Below are 19,555 nucleotides of genomic sequence, written 5' to 3'. Positions count from 1 at the left end.
CCGCTCGGCTCGCGATCATTCCTCCCCCGTTGGGGGAGGGGGACCGCGCGTAGCGTGGTGGAGGGGGCTCGCGGCCGCCGCGCTCTTGGCGATCGGTACGCCCACCGTCGCCACAGCCGGAACTTTCTACTTCGGCGCCGACCTCTCCTACGTCAACGAGATGCAGGACTGCGGCGCCCAGTACCGCGACCATGGCCAGGTCAAGGACCCGTTCGAGATCTTCAAGGATCACGGGGCGAACCTGGTCAGGGTGCGGCTGTGGAACGATCCGGACTGGACGCGCTACAGCAACCTCGCCGACGTGGAGAAGACCATCGCCCGGGCCAAGGGCCAGGGCATGCAGGTGCTGCTGGACTTCCACTATTCCGACACCTGGGCCGACGGCGACAAGCAGATCGCGCCCAAGGCCTGGGCCAGCATCACCGACACGGGCGAGCTGTCGCACAAGCTCTACCAGTTCACCTTCGACACCCTGGCGGCCCTGAACGCCAAGGGTCTGGCGCCGGACCTGGTGCAGGTGGGCAACGAGACCAATCCGGAGCTGCTGGGCGGGGTCAAGGGCAAGCCGATCGACTGGACGCGCAACGCCGCCCTGCTGAACGCCGGCATCCAGGCGGTGCATGACGCCGGCAAGGCGTTTCCCTCTGCGCCCAGGGTGATGCTGCACATCGCCCAGCCGGAGAACGCCGAATGGTGGTTCCCGCAGGCCGCCGCCGCCGGGGTCAAGGGCTATGACCTGATCGGCCTCAGCTACTATCCCAAATGGTCCAGCAAGACCCTGGCCGGGCTCGGCCACACCATTTTGATGCTGCGCAAGACCTATGGGGTCGACGTGATGGTGGTCGAGACCGCCTATCCCTGGACCCTGGACAACGCCGACAGCGCGCCCAACCTGCTAGGCGCCGACGCCCTGCTGCCCGGCTATCCCGCCACCCCTGAGGGCCAGGCCAAATACCTGGCCGACCTGACCCAGACGGTGATCGACCATGGCGGCGACGGGGTAGTCTATTGGGAGCCGGCCTGGGTCTCGACCGGCTGTTCGACGCCCTGGGCCAAGGGCTCGGGCTGGGACAACGCGACCTTCTTCGACTTCCGCCACGGCGACGACACGCTGCCGGGAATCGACTTCATGAACCGCCCCTACCTGCCCGTGTCACGCCTGTTGCCGCCCGCAAAATAGTCGCAGATTCAAGCTGGGCTTTCGTCGCCGGATGATCTGAACTTCCGGCCGGAGCCAACAGGGAGCTTCCAACTATGGCGACCAGACGTCAGGTGCTCGGCGCGGCCACCGCCCTTTCCGCGGGCGCCGTGACCGGGGTGCGTACAGCGGCGGCCGACGCCCCGCCTTCGCCGCGCGAGCGCACCCGGCTGAGCCGCGGCTGGCGCTTTCACATGGGTCACGCCCAGGACCCGGCGCGCGACTTCGGCTTCGGCGCCCTGCAGATCGCCTTCGCCAAGGCCACCGACCCGTTGCTGGATCCGGCCGCCCTGCACTACGATGACAGCCAATGGAGCGAGGTCAGCGTACCGCACGACTGGGGCGTCGAGTTGCCCTTCGTCGCCCCGATCGGCCTCGACATACTGGGCAAGACCGACCCTCGCGCCGCCCACGGCTACAAGCCCCTGGGGCGCGAGTTTCCCGACACCAGCGTCGGCTGGTACCGACTGGTCATGGACCTGCCTCAGACCGACCTTGGCCGGCGCCTGTCGCTTGAGTTCGACGGGGCGTTCCGCGACTGCGTGGTGTTCGTCAACGGCTACCTCCTGGCCGAGAACCACAGCGGCTACGCCCCGTTCCGCGTCGACCTGACCGATGTCGCCAACTATGGCGGACGCAACGTCATCCTGCTGCGCGTCGACGCCAGCCAGGGCGAGGGCTGGTTCTACGAAGGCGCCGGCGTCTACCGTCCCGTCTGGCTGGTCAAGACCGACCCGCTGCACGTACCGCAATGGGGCGCGGTGGTGCGCCCGACCCTGACCGAGGGCCTGGCGGACCTCGCGATCGGCACGGAAGTCGCCAACGAGAGCGACAAGGACGCTCCTTGCGAGGTGGTCTCGACCATTCTGGACGCCGACGGCCGCGCGGTCGGCGAGGCGCGCAGCCAGGTCTCGGCGCCCGCCTGGGGGCAAGCCGAAGTCGCCTGCCACGTCGCCCTGCCGAAGCCGAAGCTCTGGTCCATCGAGGCGCCCTATCTCTACCGGCTCGCGACCGAGATCTTTGTCGGCGGCAAGCTGGTGGACCGCTACGAAACCCCGTTCGGCCTCCGGACCATCCGCTTCGATCCAGACCAGGGCTTTTTCCTCAACGGCCAGCCGGTGAAGCTGAAGGGGACCTGCAACCACCAGGACCATGCCGGGGTGGGCGTGGCCATGCCCGACCGGCTGCACGCCTTCCGCATCGAGCGGCTGAAGGCCATGGGCTCGAACGCCTACCGCACCACGCACAACCCGCCCTCGCCGGCCCTGCTGGACGCCTGCGATCAGCTCGGCATGCTGGTGATGGACGAGACCCGGCGCATGTCCACCGCGCCCGAGGCCCTGGACGAGTTGGAGCGGCTGGTGCGGCGCGACCGCAACCGCCCGAGCGTGATCCTGTGGTCGATCGGCAACGAGGAGCCCCAGCAGGGCACCGAGCGCGGCGCCCGGGTCGCTCAGACCATGAAGCGGCTGGTCAACCGCCTTGACGGCACGCGGCCGGTGACCGAGGCCATGGACGGCGGCTGGGGCGACGGGGTCACCCGGGTGCTGGACGTGGTTGGCTTCAACTACCGCACCAGCAAGATCGACGACTTCCACGCCCGCTTCCCCAAGATCCCGGTGCTGGGCTCGGAGACCGCCAGCACGGTGACCACGCGGGGCGTCTATGTCCACGACGAGGTGCGCCAGTTCTCTGCCGCCTATGACAAGGAGGCGCCTTGGTGGGCGACCACGGCCGAGGGCTGGTGGCCCTATGTCGACGCCCGACCCTACATCGCCGGCGGCTTCGTCTGGACCGGCTTCGACTATCGCGGCGAGCCGACCCCCTTCCATCGCTGGCCGTCTGTCGCCTCCTATTTCGGCCTGATGGACAGCTGCGGCTTTCCCAAGGACGAATACTATTACTACAAGGCCTGGTGGAACCCGGCGCCCCAGGCGCACCTGCTCCCTCATTGGACCTGGCCGGGGCGCGAGGGCCAGCCGATCGAGGTCTGGTGCTACGCCAATGTCGAGCGGGTCGAGCTGTTCCTGAACGGCCAGAGCCAGGGCGCCCAGGACGTGGTCAAGGACAAGCACCTGGTCTGGAACGTGCCCTACGCCCCCGGCGCCATCGAGGCCCGCGGCTTTGTCGGCGGCAAGCTGGTGGTCAAGGAGCGGCGCGAGACCGCCGGCCCTGCGACCCGCATCGCGCTGAAGGCCGACCGCGCACGGCTGAAGGCCGACGGCGACGACCTGGTCGTGGTGGGCATCGAGATCCAGGACGCCGACGGCCGCCCGGTCCCCACCGCCGGCGACCTCGTCAGCCTGCAGATCTCCGGGCCCGGCCAGCTGATCGGCATGGGCAATGGCGATCCCACCAGCCATGAGCCGGACAAGACCTCGCATCGCAAGGCGTTCAACGGCCTCTGCATGGGCCTGGTCCAGACCCTGCCGGGCTCTGCGGGCCGGATCAGCATCACCGCCTCGGCGCCCGGCCTGACCGGCGCGGCGTTGCTGGTCACCGCGAGTTGACGCGCCTCAGCCGGCCGCCGCCTGGCCCACCGCCCAGTCGCGCTTGACCTTCTTGGCCAGCGACCATTTGTGCACTTCGGTCGGGCCGTCATAGATGCGGAAGGCGCGGATCTCGCGGAACACCTGCTCGACGATGGTGTCGCCAGTGACTCCCGTACCGCCCATCACCTGCACGCAGCGGTCGGCGATACGGAACAGGGCTTCGGACACGGCCACCTTGGTCATCGAGCTTTCGGCCACGCCGAGATCGCCCGTGTCGAGCACGCCGGCGCACCAGTCGATCATCAGTTCAGCCTGCTTCAGGTCGATCAGGTTGTCGGCCAGCATGAAGCCGACCCCTTCATGATCCACTAGGGGTTTGCCGAAGGCGTGGCGCTTGCAGGCATAGGCGGTGGCGATCTCGTTGGCCCGCCGGGCCGCGCCCCACCAGCGCATGCAGTGGGTCAGGCGCGCCGGCGCCAGCCGGATCTGGGCCATCTTGAAGCCCTCGCCGGCCTGGCCGAGCATCTGGTCGGCCGGGATGCGGACATTGTCCAGCGTCACGATCGCGTGGCCGCCGGGCATGGAGCTGTCGATGGTGTCCAGCACCCGCTCGATGCGGATCCCCTCCATCGGCAGGTCGACCAGGAACATCGAGGCCCCGTCATCGGACTTGGCCATGACGATGCCGACCTTGGCCCCTTCGGCGCCGGTGATGAAGGCCTTGCGGCCGTTGACCACCCAGTGATTGCCGTCCAGCCCAGCGGTGGTCTTCATCATCGACGGGTCCGAGCCCGCCCCGCCCTCCTCGGACGGCTCGGTCATGAAGAAGGCCGAACGGGCGCGCCCCTCCAGCATCGGCTTCAGGAACCGCGCCTTCTGCTCGGCGCTGGCGACCTTGCCCAGGAGGTACATGTTGCCTTCGTCAGGCGCGGCGACGTTCACCGCGACCGGCCCCAGGGGCGACAGGCCGGCGGCGCGGAGCACCAGGGCAACGTCCTGGTGGCTCAGGTGGCCGCCATCGGGAATGTGCGGCGTCAGCACCCCGGCCGCGCGCGCCTTGGCTCGCAGCTCGTCGACCAGCTCGTCGGAGGGGCCATGCGCGCCGCAGCGCGGATCGCGCTCATAGGGCGACACGGCCTCGCGAACGAAGGCCTCGACCCTGGCCGCGATCTCGCGGCCGCGTTCGCTGGGGCCCTGGGCGGGATTCATGGCCGGCTTCCTCCGGATCGCAACGATCGCGGCGGCTTAGCAACGCCGGCCGGCGCCGCCTAGGCGCCGCCGTAGGGGCAAGGCTCAGCGCCGCCGGTCGGCCAGGGCCCGGTCCAGGGTGGCGTTCACCTGGGCGCCGGTGATCAGCTTGGTGCACTCGAAGTGGCGCGGCGTGTTCTGGTGACGGGGGCACCACATGAAGTCGGTGTGCTGGAAGCGCTCGGCGGGATCGTTCCAGCAGCTGTTGCAGGTGTGCCAGTTGATCACGCGATAGGGATTGTCGAACTCGTTGGTCGGGTGGGTGAAGCCGCTGATCACCACCGCCGGCGTCCGGGTCGCCCAGGCCAGCCAGGCGAGGCCGCTGGAAAGGCCGACGAAGGCCTCGGCGTGCTTCAGCCATCGCGCCCGCTCGAGCAACGGCCGGTCTCCGGTCTGGTCCTCGGCGCCGTGCGGAATGTGGGTGTAGAGCAGGCCTGAGCCATGCACCGGCTTCTGGTCGATGCAGATCACCCGAAGCCCCTTGGACTTGATGTGCGCCACCACCTCGTGCCAGCCGGTGGGGTTGTTCCACATCTTGCAGCCACTGGAGCTCTGCACGGCGATGCAGACATAGGGCTCCTCGATCGGCCGGGTCTCCTCCGAAGCCGACACGACGGGCGCCCGCTCTTCCGGCCCGACGCCCAGGATGTAGCCAGCGGTGCGGTGCAGCCCGACCATGCGGAAATCGGTCGGCTGCCAGACGTTCTCCTTGTCGTCGAAGAACAGGCCCATGGAATAGGTGGCGTAGAAATTGTCCTGCAATTTCCGCTCGACCAGCTCCTCATGGCTGACGAACTCGATGTCCGGATAGTTGTCCTTCAGCAGCGGTGAGATCAGGTTGGAGAGGGCGCAGGTCAGCTTGCAGCCGTGCTTCTCCTGGAACCGCGCGGCATAGGGGAACCAGGCCAGGGTGTCGCCCAGGGTGCCGATCGGGAACTGGATCAGCACCTCGCGGCCCTTCAGGTCGTGCGTGTGCTCGAACAGCAACTCCTCGCCCGCCCAGACCTCGATGCCGAACCTGACATAGAAGCGCTTGGAACTGGCGACGAAGGCGCCCTTGTTGCGGCTCTCGAACAGGATATTGCCGGTGTCGAGATCCTTCAGGCGCACCTGCCACTCGCGCCCGTCCTTGCGCTGCGGCAAAAGAACCCGGGCGCCCAGGTTGAAGTCGTAGCGGACGCCTTGCGGTCCCTTCTGCGTCGGGACCCGCGCCGCCGGAGGATAGGCGGGCTTGGGCGGCGGCTTGCCATCGCTGGAAACGGCGGTCAGGCCGCCGGGCGCCGCTTCCGATTCCGGCGCCGCGGCCTGTTCGTTGGCTGCCGGTTCGGCCGCAGCCGCCTCGCCGTCCTCAGCGACGAGTTTCAGGGTCTCGCCCGTCGACACGGTTCCAACCACAGGAAATCCCCCCAAAAAAGTTCCTACACCCAGGGCACCCTAGGGCCGGCGGGCGCTTGGCCCGCGTGACCAAGGTCACCGCCCTTGTCGGATACAACCAGATTTTTCGATGCGGCGGAGCCTAACGGCACGGCCAGACCCTGCCAATAGCGCGCAATGATATGAAACCGCGGCCCGCCACGGGGCGGCCGACAGAAGAGAACCGAAAAGCCTAGCCCGCGCCAGGACAGGAAGACCTTCAGGCTGCGCGCCGGAAGCACAGGTAACCGCGCCTACTTTAAATCACGCGAACGTGTCACAATTTGCGTCACACGTTACCCAATTGGGATCAGCCGTTGTCACAATTTCCTCCATTTTTGCAATGTTGCACGGTCTGGCCGCGGTCACTGAGCGGGTGTAACGTCGCCCAACGCACATTTTGGGGGCACAAGCCATGCAAATAAATTGGATTGCAGGCGCCAACTACGGCAGCGCGCCCTCCTGGCTGCCGACCGTGCTTGCCCAGGTCGCCAACTTCTATGACAGCGTCTTCACCAACAATGTGACCCTGAACATTCGGGTGAACTGGGAGAACCTGGGGTCCGGCGTGCTGGCCTCGAACTCCAATGGCGGGCCGGGCGACACGTCGGGGGTGAACGTCTCCTTCTCGACCCTCAGCAGCGCGCTGATCGCGCATGAGACCACCAACACCCAGGCCTCGGCCTATTCCCACCTGCCGGGAGGCGTCGGCACGGTCTATGTGTCGCCCTCCGAGGCCCAGATGCTGGGTCTGGAAGGCGGCTCGACGACGCAGGTCGACCTTTATGTCGGCAGCGGCGCCGACTGGTCGACCTATGACGCCTTCGCCGCTATCGCCCACGAGGTCAGCGAAACGGCCATGGGCCGGATCAGCACCGTCGATAGCACGCCGTCCGTGATGGACATGTTCAGGTTCAACGGCGCCGGATCGCACGACCTCAGCGCCGGAAACAGCCTCTCCAACACCACCGCCTATTTCTCGGTCGACAATGGGGCGACCAAACTCGGGACCTGGAACAATGACGCCGGGGCCGGCTACGACCTGGGCGACTGGTGCGTGGCCGACTTCCCCGACCTCGGCGATCCCGACGGCGACCCGGTCTGGAACGACGCCATGGGCGCCCAGGAGGGCGGCGTCGGCCCGATCTCGGAAGTCGACATCGAACTGATGAACGCGCTCGGCTGGAGCACCAGCATCGTCACCAGCGGCAACATCCGCAACGTCTCGAGCGGTCAGACCCTGACCGGCTGGACCGTCATGAGCGGCGGGGAAATGGTGGTGAGAGCGGGCGCGGTGGTCAGCAACACCACCTTCACCCTGGCGCGGGCCTTCGATGACGGCGTGCTGGAGACCGGTTTGGCCGGCGCCGCCATTCTGGGTTCGATCGCCGGCACGGCGGTCGGCGCGAGCGTGGTCGGCGGCACAGTCCAGGTCGTCGCCGGCGGGGTGACCATCGGTGCGAAGATCAGCGGCGGCGGGGCGGAATACGTCCAGTCCGGCGGATCGGAATCCGGGACCGTGGTGCTCAGCGGCGCGCATGACGCCGTCTATGCCGGCGGCCAGGCCACAGGGACCGTCATCTCCAGCGGCGGCTTCGAGAACATCAACTCGGGCGGCGCCGCCACCGGGACCCTGGTCTCGAACGGGGGAGCCGAATACGCCCTGTCCGGCGGTTCGATCGCGAACGTGACGGTGGTCAGCGGCGGCCACGACACGGTCAGCGGCTCGGCGACCTCGACCACGGTCTCCAGTGGCGGGTTCGAAGCGGTTTCGGCCCACGGGGTGGCGACCTCGACCACGGTGCTGGGCGGCGGCTATCAGTATGTCAACTCCGGCGCGACCTCGATCAACACCACGGTGCAAGCCGGGGCGCGCCAGACGGTGAGCTCCGGCGGGGTCGCCTCCTCGACCACTGTCGCCGGCGCCCAGTACCTGTCCGGCGGCACTGCCCTCGGCGCGACCGTCACCTCGGGCGGCGTGCAGTATGTCGACCCCGGCGCCACCGCCAGCGGAACCAACGTCAAGAGCGGCGGCCACGACAGCATCTATGCCGGCGGCCGCGCCTCCGGGACGAACGTCTCCGCGGGGGCCTACGAGGTGATCAATTCCGGCGGGGTATCGGTCAACGCCGTGATCTCGGGCGGGGCGCTCTACGTCAACTCGGGGGCCGTGGCCAGCGGCGCCGCCATCTCGAGCGGCGGCCACGACACCGTCTATGCGGGCGGACAGACCTCGGGCACGGTGATCTTCAGCGCCGCATTCGAGACGGTGAGCTCCGCCGCCGTCGCCGTCGGGGCCGTGATCAATGCGGGCGGCCACGAATACGTGCTGTCCGGCGGGACCACCAGCGGCGCGACCGTCGCCAGCGGCGGCGTCCTCAGCATCTCCTCCGGCGGCGTAGTCGCCGGCGGCCTGACCCTCGGCGGCGGTACGGCCAATGTCTCGGGCGTGCTCGGCGCGGGCCAGACGGTCACCTTCCAAGGATCCGGGGGGCTGCTGGACATCGCCAACCCCAGCGCGTTCGGGGCGATCATTTCAGGCTTTGTGCTGGGCGATACGATCGACCTGCCGAGCTTCACCTACAGCGCCGGAACCGAATCGGCCACCTGGAGCCAGACGGGGACCAGCGGGACCCTGACCATCACCGATGGCGCCCTGGTCGCGAACCTGACCCTTTCGGGCAGCTACGTGACCAGCAATTTCAAGCTGTCCGCGGACTCGACCGGCGGCACCTTGATCAACGACCCGCCGGTTCAGGCCGCGCAGAACGTGACCTTGTTCACCCAGCACCTCGCCGGACTGAATTCGTCGCCTGGGCCGTTCGCAGGATCCACGGTCAGCTCTGGCGGCGGCGCCAGCGCGCTCGCCTTCGCCCTGACCCACCCGGAGATCCGGGCCTGAGCTTCTGCGCCGGCTGTTTTGGGGAGCGCTATTTCGCCGGCGTGGGAACAGCGGTGTCTGGCCGCCCCGTCCCTGAGCCGGTCGGCGACACCTGGGGCGCCGGCGTCCGCGGAGCAGCGATCGTGTCGAGCCCGGAGACCGCGCCGGACCAGCCCCCCAGGCCCGCAGGCTCAGACCGGCGCAGGGCCTGTTCCGGACTGTAGAGATCTATGCCGGGGGTCAGGTAGCGGGCCTCCAGGACCCCCATCGCCGCCAGCAGCGAGGCCTTGGCCGCGTAGGCGTCGCGCTTGGCCTGGATCACGGTGACGCGGGTGTTGGCGAGCTCCTGTTCGGCGTTGAGCAGGTCGATGGTGGTGCGCAGGCCCACCCGCTCCTCCGCCCGGTTGCCCTGCACCGCCACCGCCTCGGCGTCGAGCTGGCGCTGCTCGATCGTCAGGGCGTTCTGGGTCGATATCCACTGGTCCCAGGCCTGGGCCACCAGTTGCACCACCCCGCGCCGGGCGTTCTCGACCACCAGCTGGGCGCGATTGTCGTCGTCCAGCGCCTGGCGGATCTTTGAGCTGTTCAGGCCCGAGGTGAACAGCGGCTTGGTGACCACCGCGGCGACGGAGACGCTCTGATCGTACTGGCGCTCGAGGTAGGGCGCTGTGGGAATGATCGAGGCGTCGAACTTGAGTTGCACCGTGGCGGCGTTGGCCGCCTTGGCCTGATTGACCTTCTCGCGGGCGGCGCGCTCGCTCTGGACCGCCTCACCGAGCTGGGGGTTGTTGTGCTCGGCAAGGTCGAAGGCCTTGTCCGCGTCTTTCGGCAAGCCGGGCAAGTCAGGTTCGGGCGCCAGTTCTCCCGGGTTCTGGCCGACTGCGTTCAGATATTCGGCGTTGCTGCCGTTCAGCTTGCCCTGGGCCAGGCTCAGCTGCGCCTGGGCGGACAGCAGGCGAGCTTCCGACTGGGCCACATCGGTGCGCGTCAGGGCGCCCAGCTTTCCCTTGGCCCGGGTCTCTTCGAAGTCGCGGCTGAGCGCGGTGACCTCCTCCTGCAGCACGCGCACGATTTCGCGGTCGCGGCGCACGTCGATATAGGCGTTGACCACATTCTGCAGCACCTGGCTCTCGGTGAAACGCAGGTGCTCCCGCGCCGCCAGCACGCCGGCGCCGGCGCTGCGCGCCTGAGCCTTGAGCGCTCCGCCGGTCCAGACCGGCTGGACGGCCGAAAGGTCCGCCGTGCCGTTGCCGGCGCGATAGTCGGTGGCGCCGCCCCGTACGAACAGGCTGGCCGGGTGCTGCACCTGGGCGTCCTGATAGCCGTATTGCGCCGTGACGCTGACCTGGGGCCCGAAACTCGCCTGGGCCTGGACGTAGCTCTCGTCGGCGGACTGCAGCGCGGCGCGCTGAGCCCTCAGGCTGGGATTGGTCTGATAGGCCAAGGATATGGCCTCGGCCAGGGTCTCGGCGGCGCAGACGCAGGGGCTCGCCGCCAGCAGAGCCGCGATCAGGGCGGTGGAACGCATCATCGCTCGTGCAGGCTTTCCTGGGTGCGTCGCGCCAAGGGCGAGAGCAGGTAATCGATAATGCTGCGGTCACCGGTCCGGATTTCGGCGGTGATGGCCATGCCGGGCTGCAGCGGCTCTTCGCGTCCATCGATCATCATGCTGGTGCGGTCAAGCTGGATGCGCGCGACATAGGTGGGCGACGGCGGCTGTGCGGTCGGCGCCGCCGCGCCGCTTGCGCCCTGCTGCGACTGGCGCGCCTCGTCCGGCGGCGTGATCACGTCCTTGCTGACTCCCACCACGTGGCCATTGATCAGGCCATAGCGGGTGAAGTTGAAGGTCTCGATCTTGACCTTCACCGGCTGGCCGGCATGGACGAAGCCGACGTCGCGGTTGGCCAGCTGGGCCTCGATCATCAGGTTGCGGCTCTCCGGCACCACGATCATCAGGTGCTGGGCGGGCGTCACCACCCCGTGCAGGGTGTGCACCGCGAGCTGATCCACCACGCCGTCGATCGGCGCCCGAAGCTCGGTCTGGCTGGACTTGTCGCGGGCCTTGATCAACTCCTGGCCGCTCTCGTTCTGCTGCTCCTCGGCCTTGCGCAGGTCGGTCAGGAGTTCGGCGGCGTACTGCGAGCGGGCGCCGTCCCGCTGCTGAATCAAGGCCGCCCGGGCCGCAGCCGCCTGGGCCGCCTTCTGCCGTTCCACGGCCAGTTCATGCCGCGCCTCGGCCAGCTGCTGCTGGGCGTCGAGATAGGCCAGGCTGGTGCCGAAGCCCTGGTCGGTCAGCTCGCGATGGATGCGCTCCTTGTCGGCCAGCATAGGGATCTGCGCGTTGATCTTGTCGATCTCGGCCCCGACCTCGGCGGCCTCGGCGTCCTTCTGACTGATCTGCTGGCCGAGATCGGCCAGCTTGGCGGCCTGCTGGTCGGCCTGGGCGCGCATAGCCGCCCTCGCCTCCTCCACCCGCTCCGGCGGGGCGTCAGCGGGTGCGACGAACACCGGCGCGCGCCCGGTTTCGGCCGCGGTCTTCAGGGCGCTCAGGCGCGCCACGTCGAGTTCCGCCTGTATCAGGTCGCCGGACAGGCGGCGGCTGTCAGCGCCGGCCTGGGTGGGGTCGAGTTCGATCAGCAACTGGCCGGCGCGCACGTGGTCGCCGTCCTGCACGTGGATCGCGCGCACCACCCCGGGATCCAGCGGCTGGATCACCTTGACGTCGCCCGCCGGGATCAGCCGGCCTGGCGCGGTGGCGAGCACGTCCACCCTGCCGAAGAAGGACCAGGCTACCGCAACGCCGAAGAAGGCGATGATGATGAAGCCCAGAAGCCGGCCGGTCGGCGACGGCGGCGTCTCGACGATCTCCAGCGCCGCGGGCAGGAACTCGCGCTCGTCGTTGCGGTCGAAATAACTGCTGGCCCGCCGCAGATAGCCGCCAAATCCATCCGCCATGGCTCAGCCCTCCGCCAGGGCGGGGTCGCCCGACTGCAGGCGCCAGAGGTGGGCATAGCGCCCGTCGCTCGCCAGCAGGCTCTCGTGCGTGCCGTCCTCGACGATCCGGCCCTCCTCGATGGTGACGATGCGGTCGGCGCCGCGCAGGGTCGAGAGGCGGTGGGCGATTAGGACCACGGTCCGCCCGGCGCAGATGCGCCGCATATTGGCCTGGATCGCCGCCTCGCTCTCGTAATCCAGGGCCGAGGTCGCCTCGTCGAAGATCAGGATACGCGGATTGGTCACCAGGGCGCGGGCGATGGCGATCCGCTGCCGCTGCCCGCCCGAGAGCGTCGAGCCGCGCTCGCCGATCAAGGTGCCGTAGCCCTCCGGCAGGGCGAGGATGAAGTCGTGCGCGCCGGCCAGCTTGGCCGCGTCCATCACCCGCTCCATCGGCATGCCCGGATCGGCCAGGGCGATGTTCTCGCGGACCGTCCGATTGAACAGGACGTTCTCCTGCAGCACCACGCCGATCTGCCGCCTCAGCCAGGCGGAATCGGTGGCCGCCAGATCCACCCCATCGACGAACACCCGTCCGCTTTCAGGCACGTAAAGGCGCTGAATCAGCTTGGCCAGGGTGCTCTTGCCGGAGCCCGACGGCCCCACCACCCCGATCACCTGGCCCGCCGGAACCGCCAGCGAGACGTCGCTCAGCACCGGCTGGCCGTCGATGCGGTAGCGGAAACTGACGTGATCGAGACGAATGTCGCCCGAGATCGGCGGCAGGTTGGCCTGGCCCGCCTGGCCCGGCTCTGGGGTGGTGTTGAGGATGTCGCCGACCCGATCCACCGACAGGCGCACCTGCTGGAAGTCCTGCCAAAGCTGGGCGATGCGCAGCACCGGCGAGGCGAGCTGGCCGGAGATCATGTTGAACGCCACAAGTTCGCCCACCGTCAGCTTACCGGCGATGACGAGGCCCGCGCCGAAGAACAGGATCAGGACCACGGTGACCTTGTTGATCAGGGCCGCGGTCTGGCTGGCCACGGTGCTCAGCGTGATCACGCGGAAAGAGGCGGTGACGTAGCCGGCCACCTGCTCCTCCCAGCGGCGCTGCATGACCGGCTCGAGCGCCATGGATTTGACGGTCTCGACGCCCGAGACGGCTTCGACCAGGAAGGACTGGTTCTCCGAACCGCGGCGATAGCGCTCGTTCAGGCGGGCGCGGAAGGACGGCGTCACCCCCAGGCTCAGTCCCACATAGCATGGCAGGGCCAGGGCCACGATCAGGGTCAGGAGCGGGCTGTAGACGAACAGCACCGCCAGGAACAACAGGGCGAAGAACAGGTCCAGCGCCAGGGTCAGGGCCGAGGAGGTCAGGAACTGGCGGATATTGTCCAGTTCGCGCACCCGGGCGATGGTGTCGCCGACCCGCCGGGCCTGGAAATAGGCCATGGGCAGGGCGAACAGGTGGCGGAACAGGCGGGCGCCCAGCTCGACATCGATGCGGTTGGAGGTGTGGGCCAGCACATAGGTGCGAAGCCCGCCCAAGGTGACCTCGAACACCGACAGTGTGGCGAGCCCGATGGCCAGCACTTCAAGGGTCGACAGGCCCCGGTGTACGAACACCTTGTCGATGATCACCTGGAAGAACAGGGGCGTCAGCAGGGCGAACAACTGCACGAAGAACGAGCCGACCAGGACCTCGATGAGGGGCTGGCGGTACTTGCGGATCGCCTGCAGGAACCATTCGAGGCCGAAGCGGCTGTTCGGATCGGCCAGGGCCGCCCTACGGACGATGAGCAGCAGCCGCCCGTCCCAGCGCTCGGCGAACGCCTCCAGCGTCAACATCTCCGGCGTCGGCGCATTGGGATCCTGCACCAGCACCTTGCCGTCGCCGATCCGACCCACGACCAGCCAGCCGCCGCCGCGCAGCCGCGCCAGAGCCGGCAGGGGCGTCGTCGCCAGGCGGGCCATGTCGCTGGTGATGGCGCGGGCCTTGATCGGGAACCGCCGCGCCAGGCGCAGCATGTCTTCTTCGCCCAGGCCCGCCTTGCCGCTGAGGTGCAGCAATTCATCGGCGTTCGCCGGAAGGCCCAGAAGCTGAAGGATGAAAGCGAGCGCCCCTGCGCCGGGGTCGGGCGCCGTCAGGTTGTCCCCGCCCGTGTCCATCTCACGCTCACCTTGCGCGCGCGACCCATCGGCCCGCGCATCCCCCTAGCCAGCACCGCGCGCACCTGATCTGGCCCCGATAGCCAAGTCAAGTCACCCGATGCCTCAAGCGTGGCGCCGGGCACAGTCATTTCAGTCGCTCATACCGACCGTCGGCCGACCAGGCGGCGCCCAATCGCACGGTGGTCTCGCCCCCACCGCACCCCAAGACAGAACTCAGCCGCCATTCGGGGCGAAAATAGGAACTAATCGGATAAATACCCATTTAAGCAGAAACGTTGTTATCAAACAGGACAATAAAATGCTTGGAACAATCTTGATCATAGTCCTTATACTTATGCTCATCGGCGCGCTGCCGACATGGGGCCATAGCCGATCCTGGGGATACTACCCCAGCGGCGGCCTTGGCTTGATCCTGGTGATCATCATCGTCCTGGTCTTGCTGGGCCGGATCTAGCTCCCTCCGCGCGTTCAGGGCAGGTGCGCCTTACCCTGCGCGCGGCTTTCCGGCTCGATGGCCGGAAACCAGGCGCACGCTTATCTTTTCTCCCGTCACCGCCTTGGCTGGCCAGGCATCCCGCATGCCGGACGCGGGGATCGGCGTGCAATAGTTGAACGGAGCGGGAAAAGGCTTGGCCTGCTTCAAGCAGAGTTTGCCGCCCTTGACGCTCCAATGGCCGCTCGAGCCATCGCCCCTGCGCCCCTCGGCGGCGTAGGAGCCATCGGCATGCAGCCAAAGCTCCGCCGTACGGCCGTCCGGATAGGTGGACAGGATCGTATTGCCGAACGCGCCGCTGAGATCAGCCGCCGGAACGGCCGAGGGAATGGCCGCCGCAGCAAGGCCGGTCAGCCAGAGCATGAAGGCGCGAGACAGCATAACAGCAACTCCGCTATGTGGGTGATTGGCCTGCTAAAGGACCACGGCAGCGGCCGGCGGCCCTCAGGTTATGTGCTTGGCGCTGGGCGGATCGCTGGCCGGAAAGCTCTCCTCCAGACTTTCGTCGATCAGCGCTTCCTGGCGGTTCTCGGCCTGCTCGACCTTGCCGGCCAGGTGATCAATCTTTTTGGTGGGATGGTCCGGCGGATCGATCGGCCGCGAATGCGGCGTATCGATAGACTTGTCCTCGTGGGAAGGAGCGCCTTCCACCGCCATGTCGGCGGTCGAGGCGCTGGTTCCATGAGTGAAATGGCGTTGACCAGTATCGTCCGGCTTGCGATCGGCCATGAGGCTCTCCCTGTCGGCCCGCCCCGTTCAGCAAACCCGCCGCGAGCCTCGTGGTTCCCCATCGCGGCCTCAGCCCGCCTGCGGATCGCCGACCCGGGCCGCCAGCCCGGCGATGACCGCCTTCAGCGCCGTCTCGTCCGGCACCGCCGCCAGGGCGCCCTTGGTCCGAACGAGGTCGTGCACGAAGGCCAGCTTGGTAATCACGGCCGGCTCCGGCAGGAACGGGTAGAGGTCCGGCTGTCCCATGCTGCGGTTCAGCGAGTTGACCGCAAAGGTCAGCGGTAGCCAGGCGGCGATGAGCTGATCCAGGCTGGCCGAGCCCCACACGTCGAGCCTTGCCGGGTCCATCCGCGCGCCGTCTCGCTCGAACCGGACGCCGAAAACCGCAGCCGTCTCCAGCGTATCGGCCATGTGCAGATAGTGGGCCCAGGTCTCGGCGAAATCCTCCCAGGGATGGACCGCGGCATAGGCGCTGATGAACCGCTCGCGCCATCCCGCCGGCGGCCCGTCGCACCGATAGTGGGTTTCCAGGGCAGCCTGATAGGACTGGCGCTCGTCGCCGAACAGCTTGCGGAAGGGCCCCAGGGCCGGCCCGCCCTCGACCAGGCGGCTCCAGAAGTAGTGGCCGCTCTCATGGCGGAAGTGGCCCAGCAGCGTGCGGTAGGGTTCGGCGAAGTCGTGGCGGCGACGCTCCCGTGCGGGGTCGTCGGCTTCGGTCAGGCTGACGGTGATCAGCCCGTCCGCGTGGCCGGTCAGGACGCTCGGCCCCTCCGGGGCGTCGGCAAGGGGATCGTGGAGCACGTCGAAAGCCAGGCCCCTCGGATCGGCTGGCCGGGTCGCGAGGGGCAGCCTCAGCGCCAGCAGGCTGTCGAACAGGCGGTGTTGGGCGATCTGGATCCTCGTCCATAGATCGCGGTGACCGGGGACCGACAGGTCGGGGATGGTGCGGTTGTGCCGACAGGCCCGGCAATAGATCGCCTTGCCCTCCCCGGCGTCCACCAGCCAGTTGCAGGCGTCGAAGCGGGCGTTGTCGCAGAGCTTGAGCGCAGGGCCGGGCTGGCCGGAGCACAGCCAGAAGCCGGGCCGCCCCTGGCAGGGCTCAAGGGCGGCCAGGGTCCGGTCCCAAGGCCGGTAGCCAAGCCGGCGACCGCAGCTTTCACATAGCTGCGCCTCGAAATAGAGCGGCTGCCCGCACGCCTGGCAGGCGAAAGCCTTCATCGCCGGGCGGCGCGCCCCATCGCCTGCCCATCGGCATCGCAGGCGCGCAGGCCGTCGAGCCGCTGCGGGAACACCAGGAACCGATTGGCCAGGTAGTTGATCGCCCACGCGCAGGCCGAGCCCGCGACCACCCCGACCGGCGGGGTGGAAACCAGCGGCCAATGGGTCGAGACGAGGGTCACGAAAATCCAGTAATTGCAGAAATTGCCGAAGCCGTTGGTCAAGAGGTAGCTCGCCCACTGCCGGCGCCAGCAGCGGCGATCCAGGCCCTTGAACACATGCAGGCCGTTGATGACGAAGGTCATGTGCATGGCGCAGATCAGGGAGATCACCCGGGCCCACGCAGGCTCCAACCCTGCCCACAGCAGCGACTGCAGCACGGTCAGGTCGACGACGAAGCCGATCAGGCTGACACCGGTGAACTTCACCACCAGGCCGAACTCCCGACCGCGGCGCACACGCTTCGAAGGATGGAGAGGCAGGGCTTGCATGCACAGCCAACGCGCAGCCCGCTCGGAACGTTGCGCCCCTCCGTGACGGGCAACCCATGTCTCGCTCCGGCGTTGACGGGCCATGCAGCCGGATACTCATGCGAGACCGTCGGCTCGAGCGGCGGGCGGCCTCGGCCGGATCCGGCGCGTCGAGGTCGTGGTCAATCCAAGCTCGGGCGGAGTCGATGCCGAGACCCCGGCGCATATCGAAGCGTTGCTGGCCGAATTCGGCCTCGATGGACATGTGACGGCGCTCGATCCAGGAGCTTTCGAACAAGGCTTGCAGGCGGCGATCGATGCCGGTCCGGACCTTCTGGTGACCCTGGCCGGCGACGGTACGGCCAATCGCGCGGCGGCCCTCTGCGGGCCTGATGGGCCCGTTTTGGCGCCCCTGCCCGGGGGCACCATGAACCTTCTGCCCCGCGCCCTATACGGGCGCCGCGCCTGGCCGGAGGCGCTGGCGGCCGCCCTGAGCGAGGGCGAAGTGCAGGTGGTGTCGGGCGGCGAAGTCGGCGGCCACCCGTTCCATTGCGCGGCCATCCTGGGAACGCCGGCCCTCTGGGCGCCGGCCCGGGAAGCCGTGCGCAGCGGCGACCTGGCCCAGGCCTGGCGACGCGCGGCTTTCGCTCTCCGCGAAGCTTTCGCCCGCCACCTGCACTTCCGGATTGGCGAAGGCCATGGCCACAGGGCGGTGGCCCTCGGCCTGATCTGCCCCCTGGTCTCGCGAGCGTCGACAGAGGACGCGGCGCTGGAGGCCGCCGTGCTGGATCTACAGAACGCGACCGATGTCTTCCGGCTGGGCCTCTACGACATCTTCAGCGACTGGCGCCACGATCCAGCGGTCACGGTGTGGCCCTGCGTGCATGGCCGCGCCTGGGCCCGGGATCCGATCCCTTGCCTGATCGACGGAGAGATGGTCAGGCTTGGCCGATCGGCCGAGATCACGTTCCGGCCGAGATCGTTCCGCGCCCTGGTCCCGCCGCCCGAGCCGGAAGCGCAGCAGCCGGAACCCGAGCCGTGAGCATCAGACTGGCGCACCTCAGCGATGTCCACTTCGGCGGCGAAAACCCCGGCGCCTGCGCCGCCGCTCTGGAGATCGTAGAGCGGTTCGCCCCTGACCTGGTGGCCGTGACCGGCGATTTGACGTTGAACGGCCTGCCGCGCGAGTTCGAGGCTGCGCGCGCCTGGCTGGACCGGCTGCCCGGGCCGCAACTGGTCACCCCAGGCAACCACGACACGCCCTATTGGAACATTCCGCTGCGGGCGCTGGTCCCGTTTAATCGCTACAACCGGTTCATCGGCCCGCCGCAGCATACGAAATTTCTCTGCGACGGCCTGTGCGCCCATGCGGTCAACTCCGCGCGCGGCGCCCAGCCTCGGCTGAACTGGTCAAAGGGCGCGATCGATCTGCGCCTGGTCACGGCGGTCATAGCGGAGATGGCCGCGGCCCAGGGGGCGCTGAAGGTGTTCGCCTGCCATCATCCTCTGATCGATCCGGACGGCGCGCCCGTCACCGGCAGCGTGCGGCGAGGCGACGCCGCCGCCCGCCTCTTGGCCGAGGCCGGCATCGACCTGATCCTGACCGGCCACGTGCACAACCCCTTCGCCCTCGCCGTTCCGGGTTCAACCGGGCGCAGCTATGCCATCGGCGCCGGCACCCTGTCCCTCCGCACGCGAGGAACCCCGGCGAGCTTCTCGCTGATCGAAGCCGATGCGAGCGTCCTGACCGTCACCGCCCTTGGCTGGACCGGCGCTGAATTCCAGCCAAATCGAACATGGACGCTGGAACGGGGCCTGGAACCGGTGGCGGCCGGTCAGCCGTGAGCGCCGCGCTCTGCATTGTGCTTGCGGGTCGCGGCAGCCTTCTTGGCGGCGGCTGATCGATCCTTGGCCGGCCGCGCAGCCGAGGCCGCGCCGCCCTTGCGTCCGCCCTTGTGCGCCGCAGGATGTCCGGTTCGGTCGCCGACGCCGGAACCGCCCTTCTTTCCGCCGCCATCGTCCGCGTTGACCGTCGCCCAGGCCCGGCGCTCAGCTTCGTCGTGCGAGACGCCCCGTTGTTCGTAGCTTTCCTCGATGTGTTCGGCCTTGCGTACCTGCTTGGCCGTGTATTTCGACTTGTCGCCGCGGGGCATGGAATTCCTCTCCAGCTGCGAACAGCCCTTTGTCACCAGGCCCACGTTCGGAACCACCCGATGACGGGATCGTTCCTTCGCGCTGATCACGGCGGACGGAACTGTGCTTCGCACCGGCGCGTTGGGAGAGTGTCGAGGCCAGACTTGTGGGGTG

The 19,555-nt window shown here is 68.3% G+C and carries 16 protein-coding genes; 6 read left to right on the top strand and 10 right to left on the bottom strand.

The features are described from left to right. Nucleotides 1-85 precede the first annotated feature (85 nt). A complete protein-coding gene (locus tag KCG34_RS25245) occupies nucleotides 86-1,180 on the top strand; it encodes a glycoside hydrolase family 53 protein (RefSeq protein WP_249138155.1) in 1,095 nt (364 codons plus the stop codon). Nucleotides 1,181-1,254: 74 nt separating this feature from the next. Next, nucleotides 1,255-3,708 (top strand): beta-galactosidase GalA, encoded by a 2,454-nt coding sequence (gene galA, locus KCG34_RS25240; RefSeq protein WP_211938344.1) that lies wholly within the window; start codon nucleotides 1,255-1,257, stop codon nucleotides 3,706-3,708. Nucleotides 3,709-3,714: 6 nt separating this feature from the next. On the opposite strand, the gene KCG34_RS25235 is transcribed toward galA, so the two are convergent. Then, nucleotides 3,715-4,899 (bottom strand): acyl-CoA dehydrogenase family protein, encoded by a 1,185-nt coding sequence (locus KCG34_RS25235; RefSeq protein WP_211938343.1) that lies wholly within the window; start codon nucleotides 4,897-4,899, stop codon nucleotides 3,715-3,717. A gap of 84 nt (nucleotides 4,900-4,983) precedes the next feature. Then, entirely contained in the window at nucleotides 4,984-6,333 is a 1,350-nt protein-coding gene (locus KCG34_RS25230; RefSeq protein WP_211938342.1) for an autotransporter strand-loop-strand O-heptosyltransferase, read from the bottom strand. 433 nt (nucleotides 6,334-6,766) lie between these two features. Between KCG34_RS25230 and KCG34_RS25225 the strand changes: the two genes are divergently transcribed. Further along, on the top strand, nucleotides 6,767-9,253 hold the full coding sequence (locus tag KCG34_RS25225) for an NF038122 family metalloprotease (RefSeq protein ID WP_211938341.1): 2,487 nt from the start codon (nucleotides 6,767-6,769) through the stop codon (nucleotides 9,251-9,253). Between the two features lie 28 nt (nucleotides 9,254-9,281). Here the strand turns inward: KCG34_RS25225 and KCG34_RS25220 are convergent, their stop codons facing one another. Genes KCG34_RS25220 through KCG34_RS25210 form a run of 3 tightly spaced genes read right to left on the bottom strand, consistent with a single transcriptional unit; the run spans nucleotide 9,282 to nucleotide 14,335 of the window. After that, nucleotides 9,282-10,760: a TolC family outer membrane protein gene (locus tag KCG34_RS25220; RefSeq protein ID WP_211938340.1), complete on the bottom strand. Its 1,479-nt coding sequence runs from the start codon at nucleotides 10,758-10,760 to the stop codon at nucleotides 9,282-9,284. Beyond that, nucleotides 10,760-12,187, bottom strand: coding sequence for an HlyD family type I secretion periplasmic adaptor subunit (locus KCG34_RS25215; protein WP_211938339.1), 1,428 nt, complete (start codon nucleotides 12,185-12,187; stop codon nucleotides 10,760-10,762). Before KCG34_RS25215 ends, KCG34_RS25220 begins: the two co-directional genes overlap by 1 nt. 3 nt (nucleotides 12,188-12,190) lie before the next feature. After that, nucleotides 12,191-14,335: a type I secretion system permease/ATPase gene (locus KCG34_RS25210; protein WP_211938338.1), complete on the bottom strand. Its 2,145-nt coding sequence runs from the start codon at nucleotides 14,333-14,335 to the stop codon at nucleotides 12,191-12,193. Between the two features lie 301 nt (nucleotides 14,336-14,636). Here KCG34_RS25210 and KCG34_RS25205 point away from each other — a divergent pair, with 301 nt between their 5' ends. Then, a complete protein-coding gene (locus tag KCG34_RS25205; protein WP_211938337.1) occupies nucleotides 14,637-14,792 on the top strand; it encodes a DUF3309 family protein in 156 nt (51 codons plus the stop codon). 30 nt (nucleotides 14,793-14,822) lie between these two features. Here KCG34_RS25205 and KCG34_RS25200 read toward each other — a convergent pair whose 3' ends face one another. The 4 genes from KCG34_RS25200 to KCG34_RS25185 form a co-directional block, all read right to left on the bottom strand. After that, nucleotides 14,823-15,212, bottom strand: coding sequence for a hypothetical protein (locus tag KCG34_RS25200; RefSeq protein ID WP_211938336.1), 390 nt, complete (start codon nucleotides 15,210-15,212; stop codon nucleotides 14,823-14,825). A 63-nt stretch (nucleotides 15,213-15,275) separates the two neighbouring features. Further along, a complete protein-coding gene (locus KCG34_RS25195; protein ID WP_211938335.1) occupies nucleotides 15,276-15,560 on the bottom strand; it encodes a hypothetical protein in 285 nt (94 codons plus the stop codon). Nucleotides 15,561-15,629: 69 nt separating this feature from the next. Next, entirely contained in the window at nucleotides 15,630-16,778 is a 1,149-nt protein-coding gene (locus tag KCG34_RS25190) for a zinc-binding metallopeptidase family protein (protein WP_211938334.1), read from the bottom strand. Then, nucleotides 16,775-17,236 (bottom strand): GtrA family protein, encoded by a 462-nt coding sequence (locus tag KCG34_RS25185; RefSeq protein ID WP_211938333.1) that lies wholly within the window; start codon nucleotides 17,234-17,236, stop codon nucleotides 16,775-16,777. The genes KCG34_RS25190 and KCG34_RS25185 overlap by 4 nt, the downstream gene beginning before the upstream one ends. 115 nt (nucleotides 17,237-17,351) lie before the next feature. Here KCG34_RS25185 and KCG34_RS25180 point away from each other — a divergent pair, with 115 nt between their 5' ends. Both KCG34_RS25180 and KCG34_RS25175 read left to right on the top strand, forming a co-directional pair. Continuing rightward, entirely contained in the window at nucleotides 17,352-18,290 is a 939-nt protein-coding gene (locus KCG34_RS25180) for a diacylglycerol/lipid kinase family protein (RefSeq protein ID WP_249138154.1), read from the top strand. Beyond that, on the top strand, nucleotides 18,287-19,093 hold the full coding sequence (locus tag KCG34_RS25175; protein WP_211938332.1) for a metallophosphoesterase family protein: 807 nt from the start codon (nucleotides 18,287-18,289) through the stop codon (nucleotides 19,091-19,093). Before KCG34_RS25180 ends, KCG34_RS25175 begins: the two co-directional genes overlap by 4 nt. On the opposite strand, the gene KCG34_RS25170 is transcribed toward KCG34_RS25175, so the two are convergent. Beyond that, the gene (locus tag KCG34_RS25170; protein WP_211938331.1) at nucleotides 19,084-19,401 is read right to left on the bottom strand and encodes a plasmid stabilization protein; all 318 of its coding nucleotides are present in this window, start codon (nucleotides 19,399-19,401) and stop codon (nucleotides 19,084-19,086) included. The two genes, KCG34_RS25175 and KCG34_RS25170, sit on opposite strands and share 10 nt — an antisense overlap. Between the last annotated feature and the right edge of the window lie 154 nt (nucleotides 19,402-19,555).

The sequence above is a fragment of the Phenylobacterium montanum genome (assembly GCF_018135625.1).
In the GTDB taxonomy this organism is placed as follows: domain Bacteria; phylum Pseudomonadota; class Alphaproteobacteria; order Caulobacterales; family Caulobacteraceae; genus Poindextera; species Poindextera montana.
The sequence above is the reverse complement of the archived record's forward strand: the minus strand, read 5'-3'. Positions and strand labels throughout refer to the sequence as shown.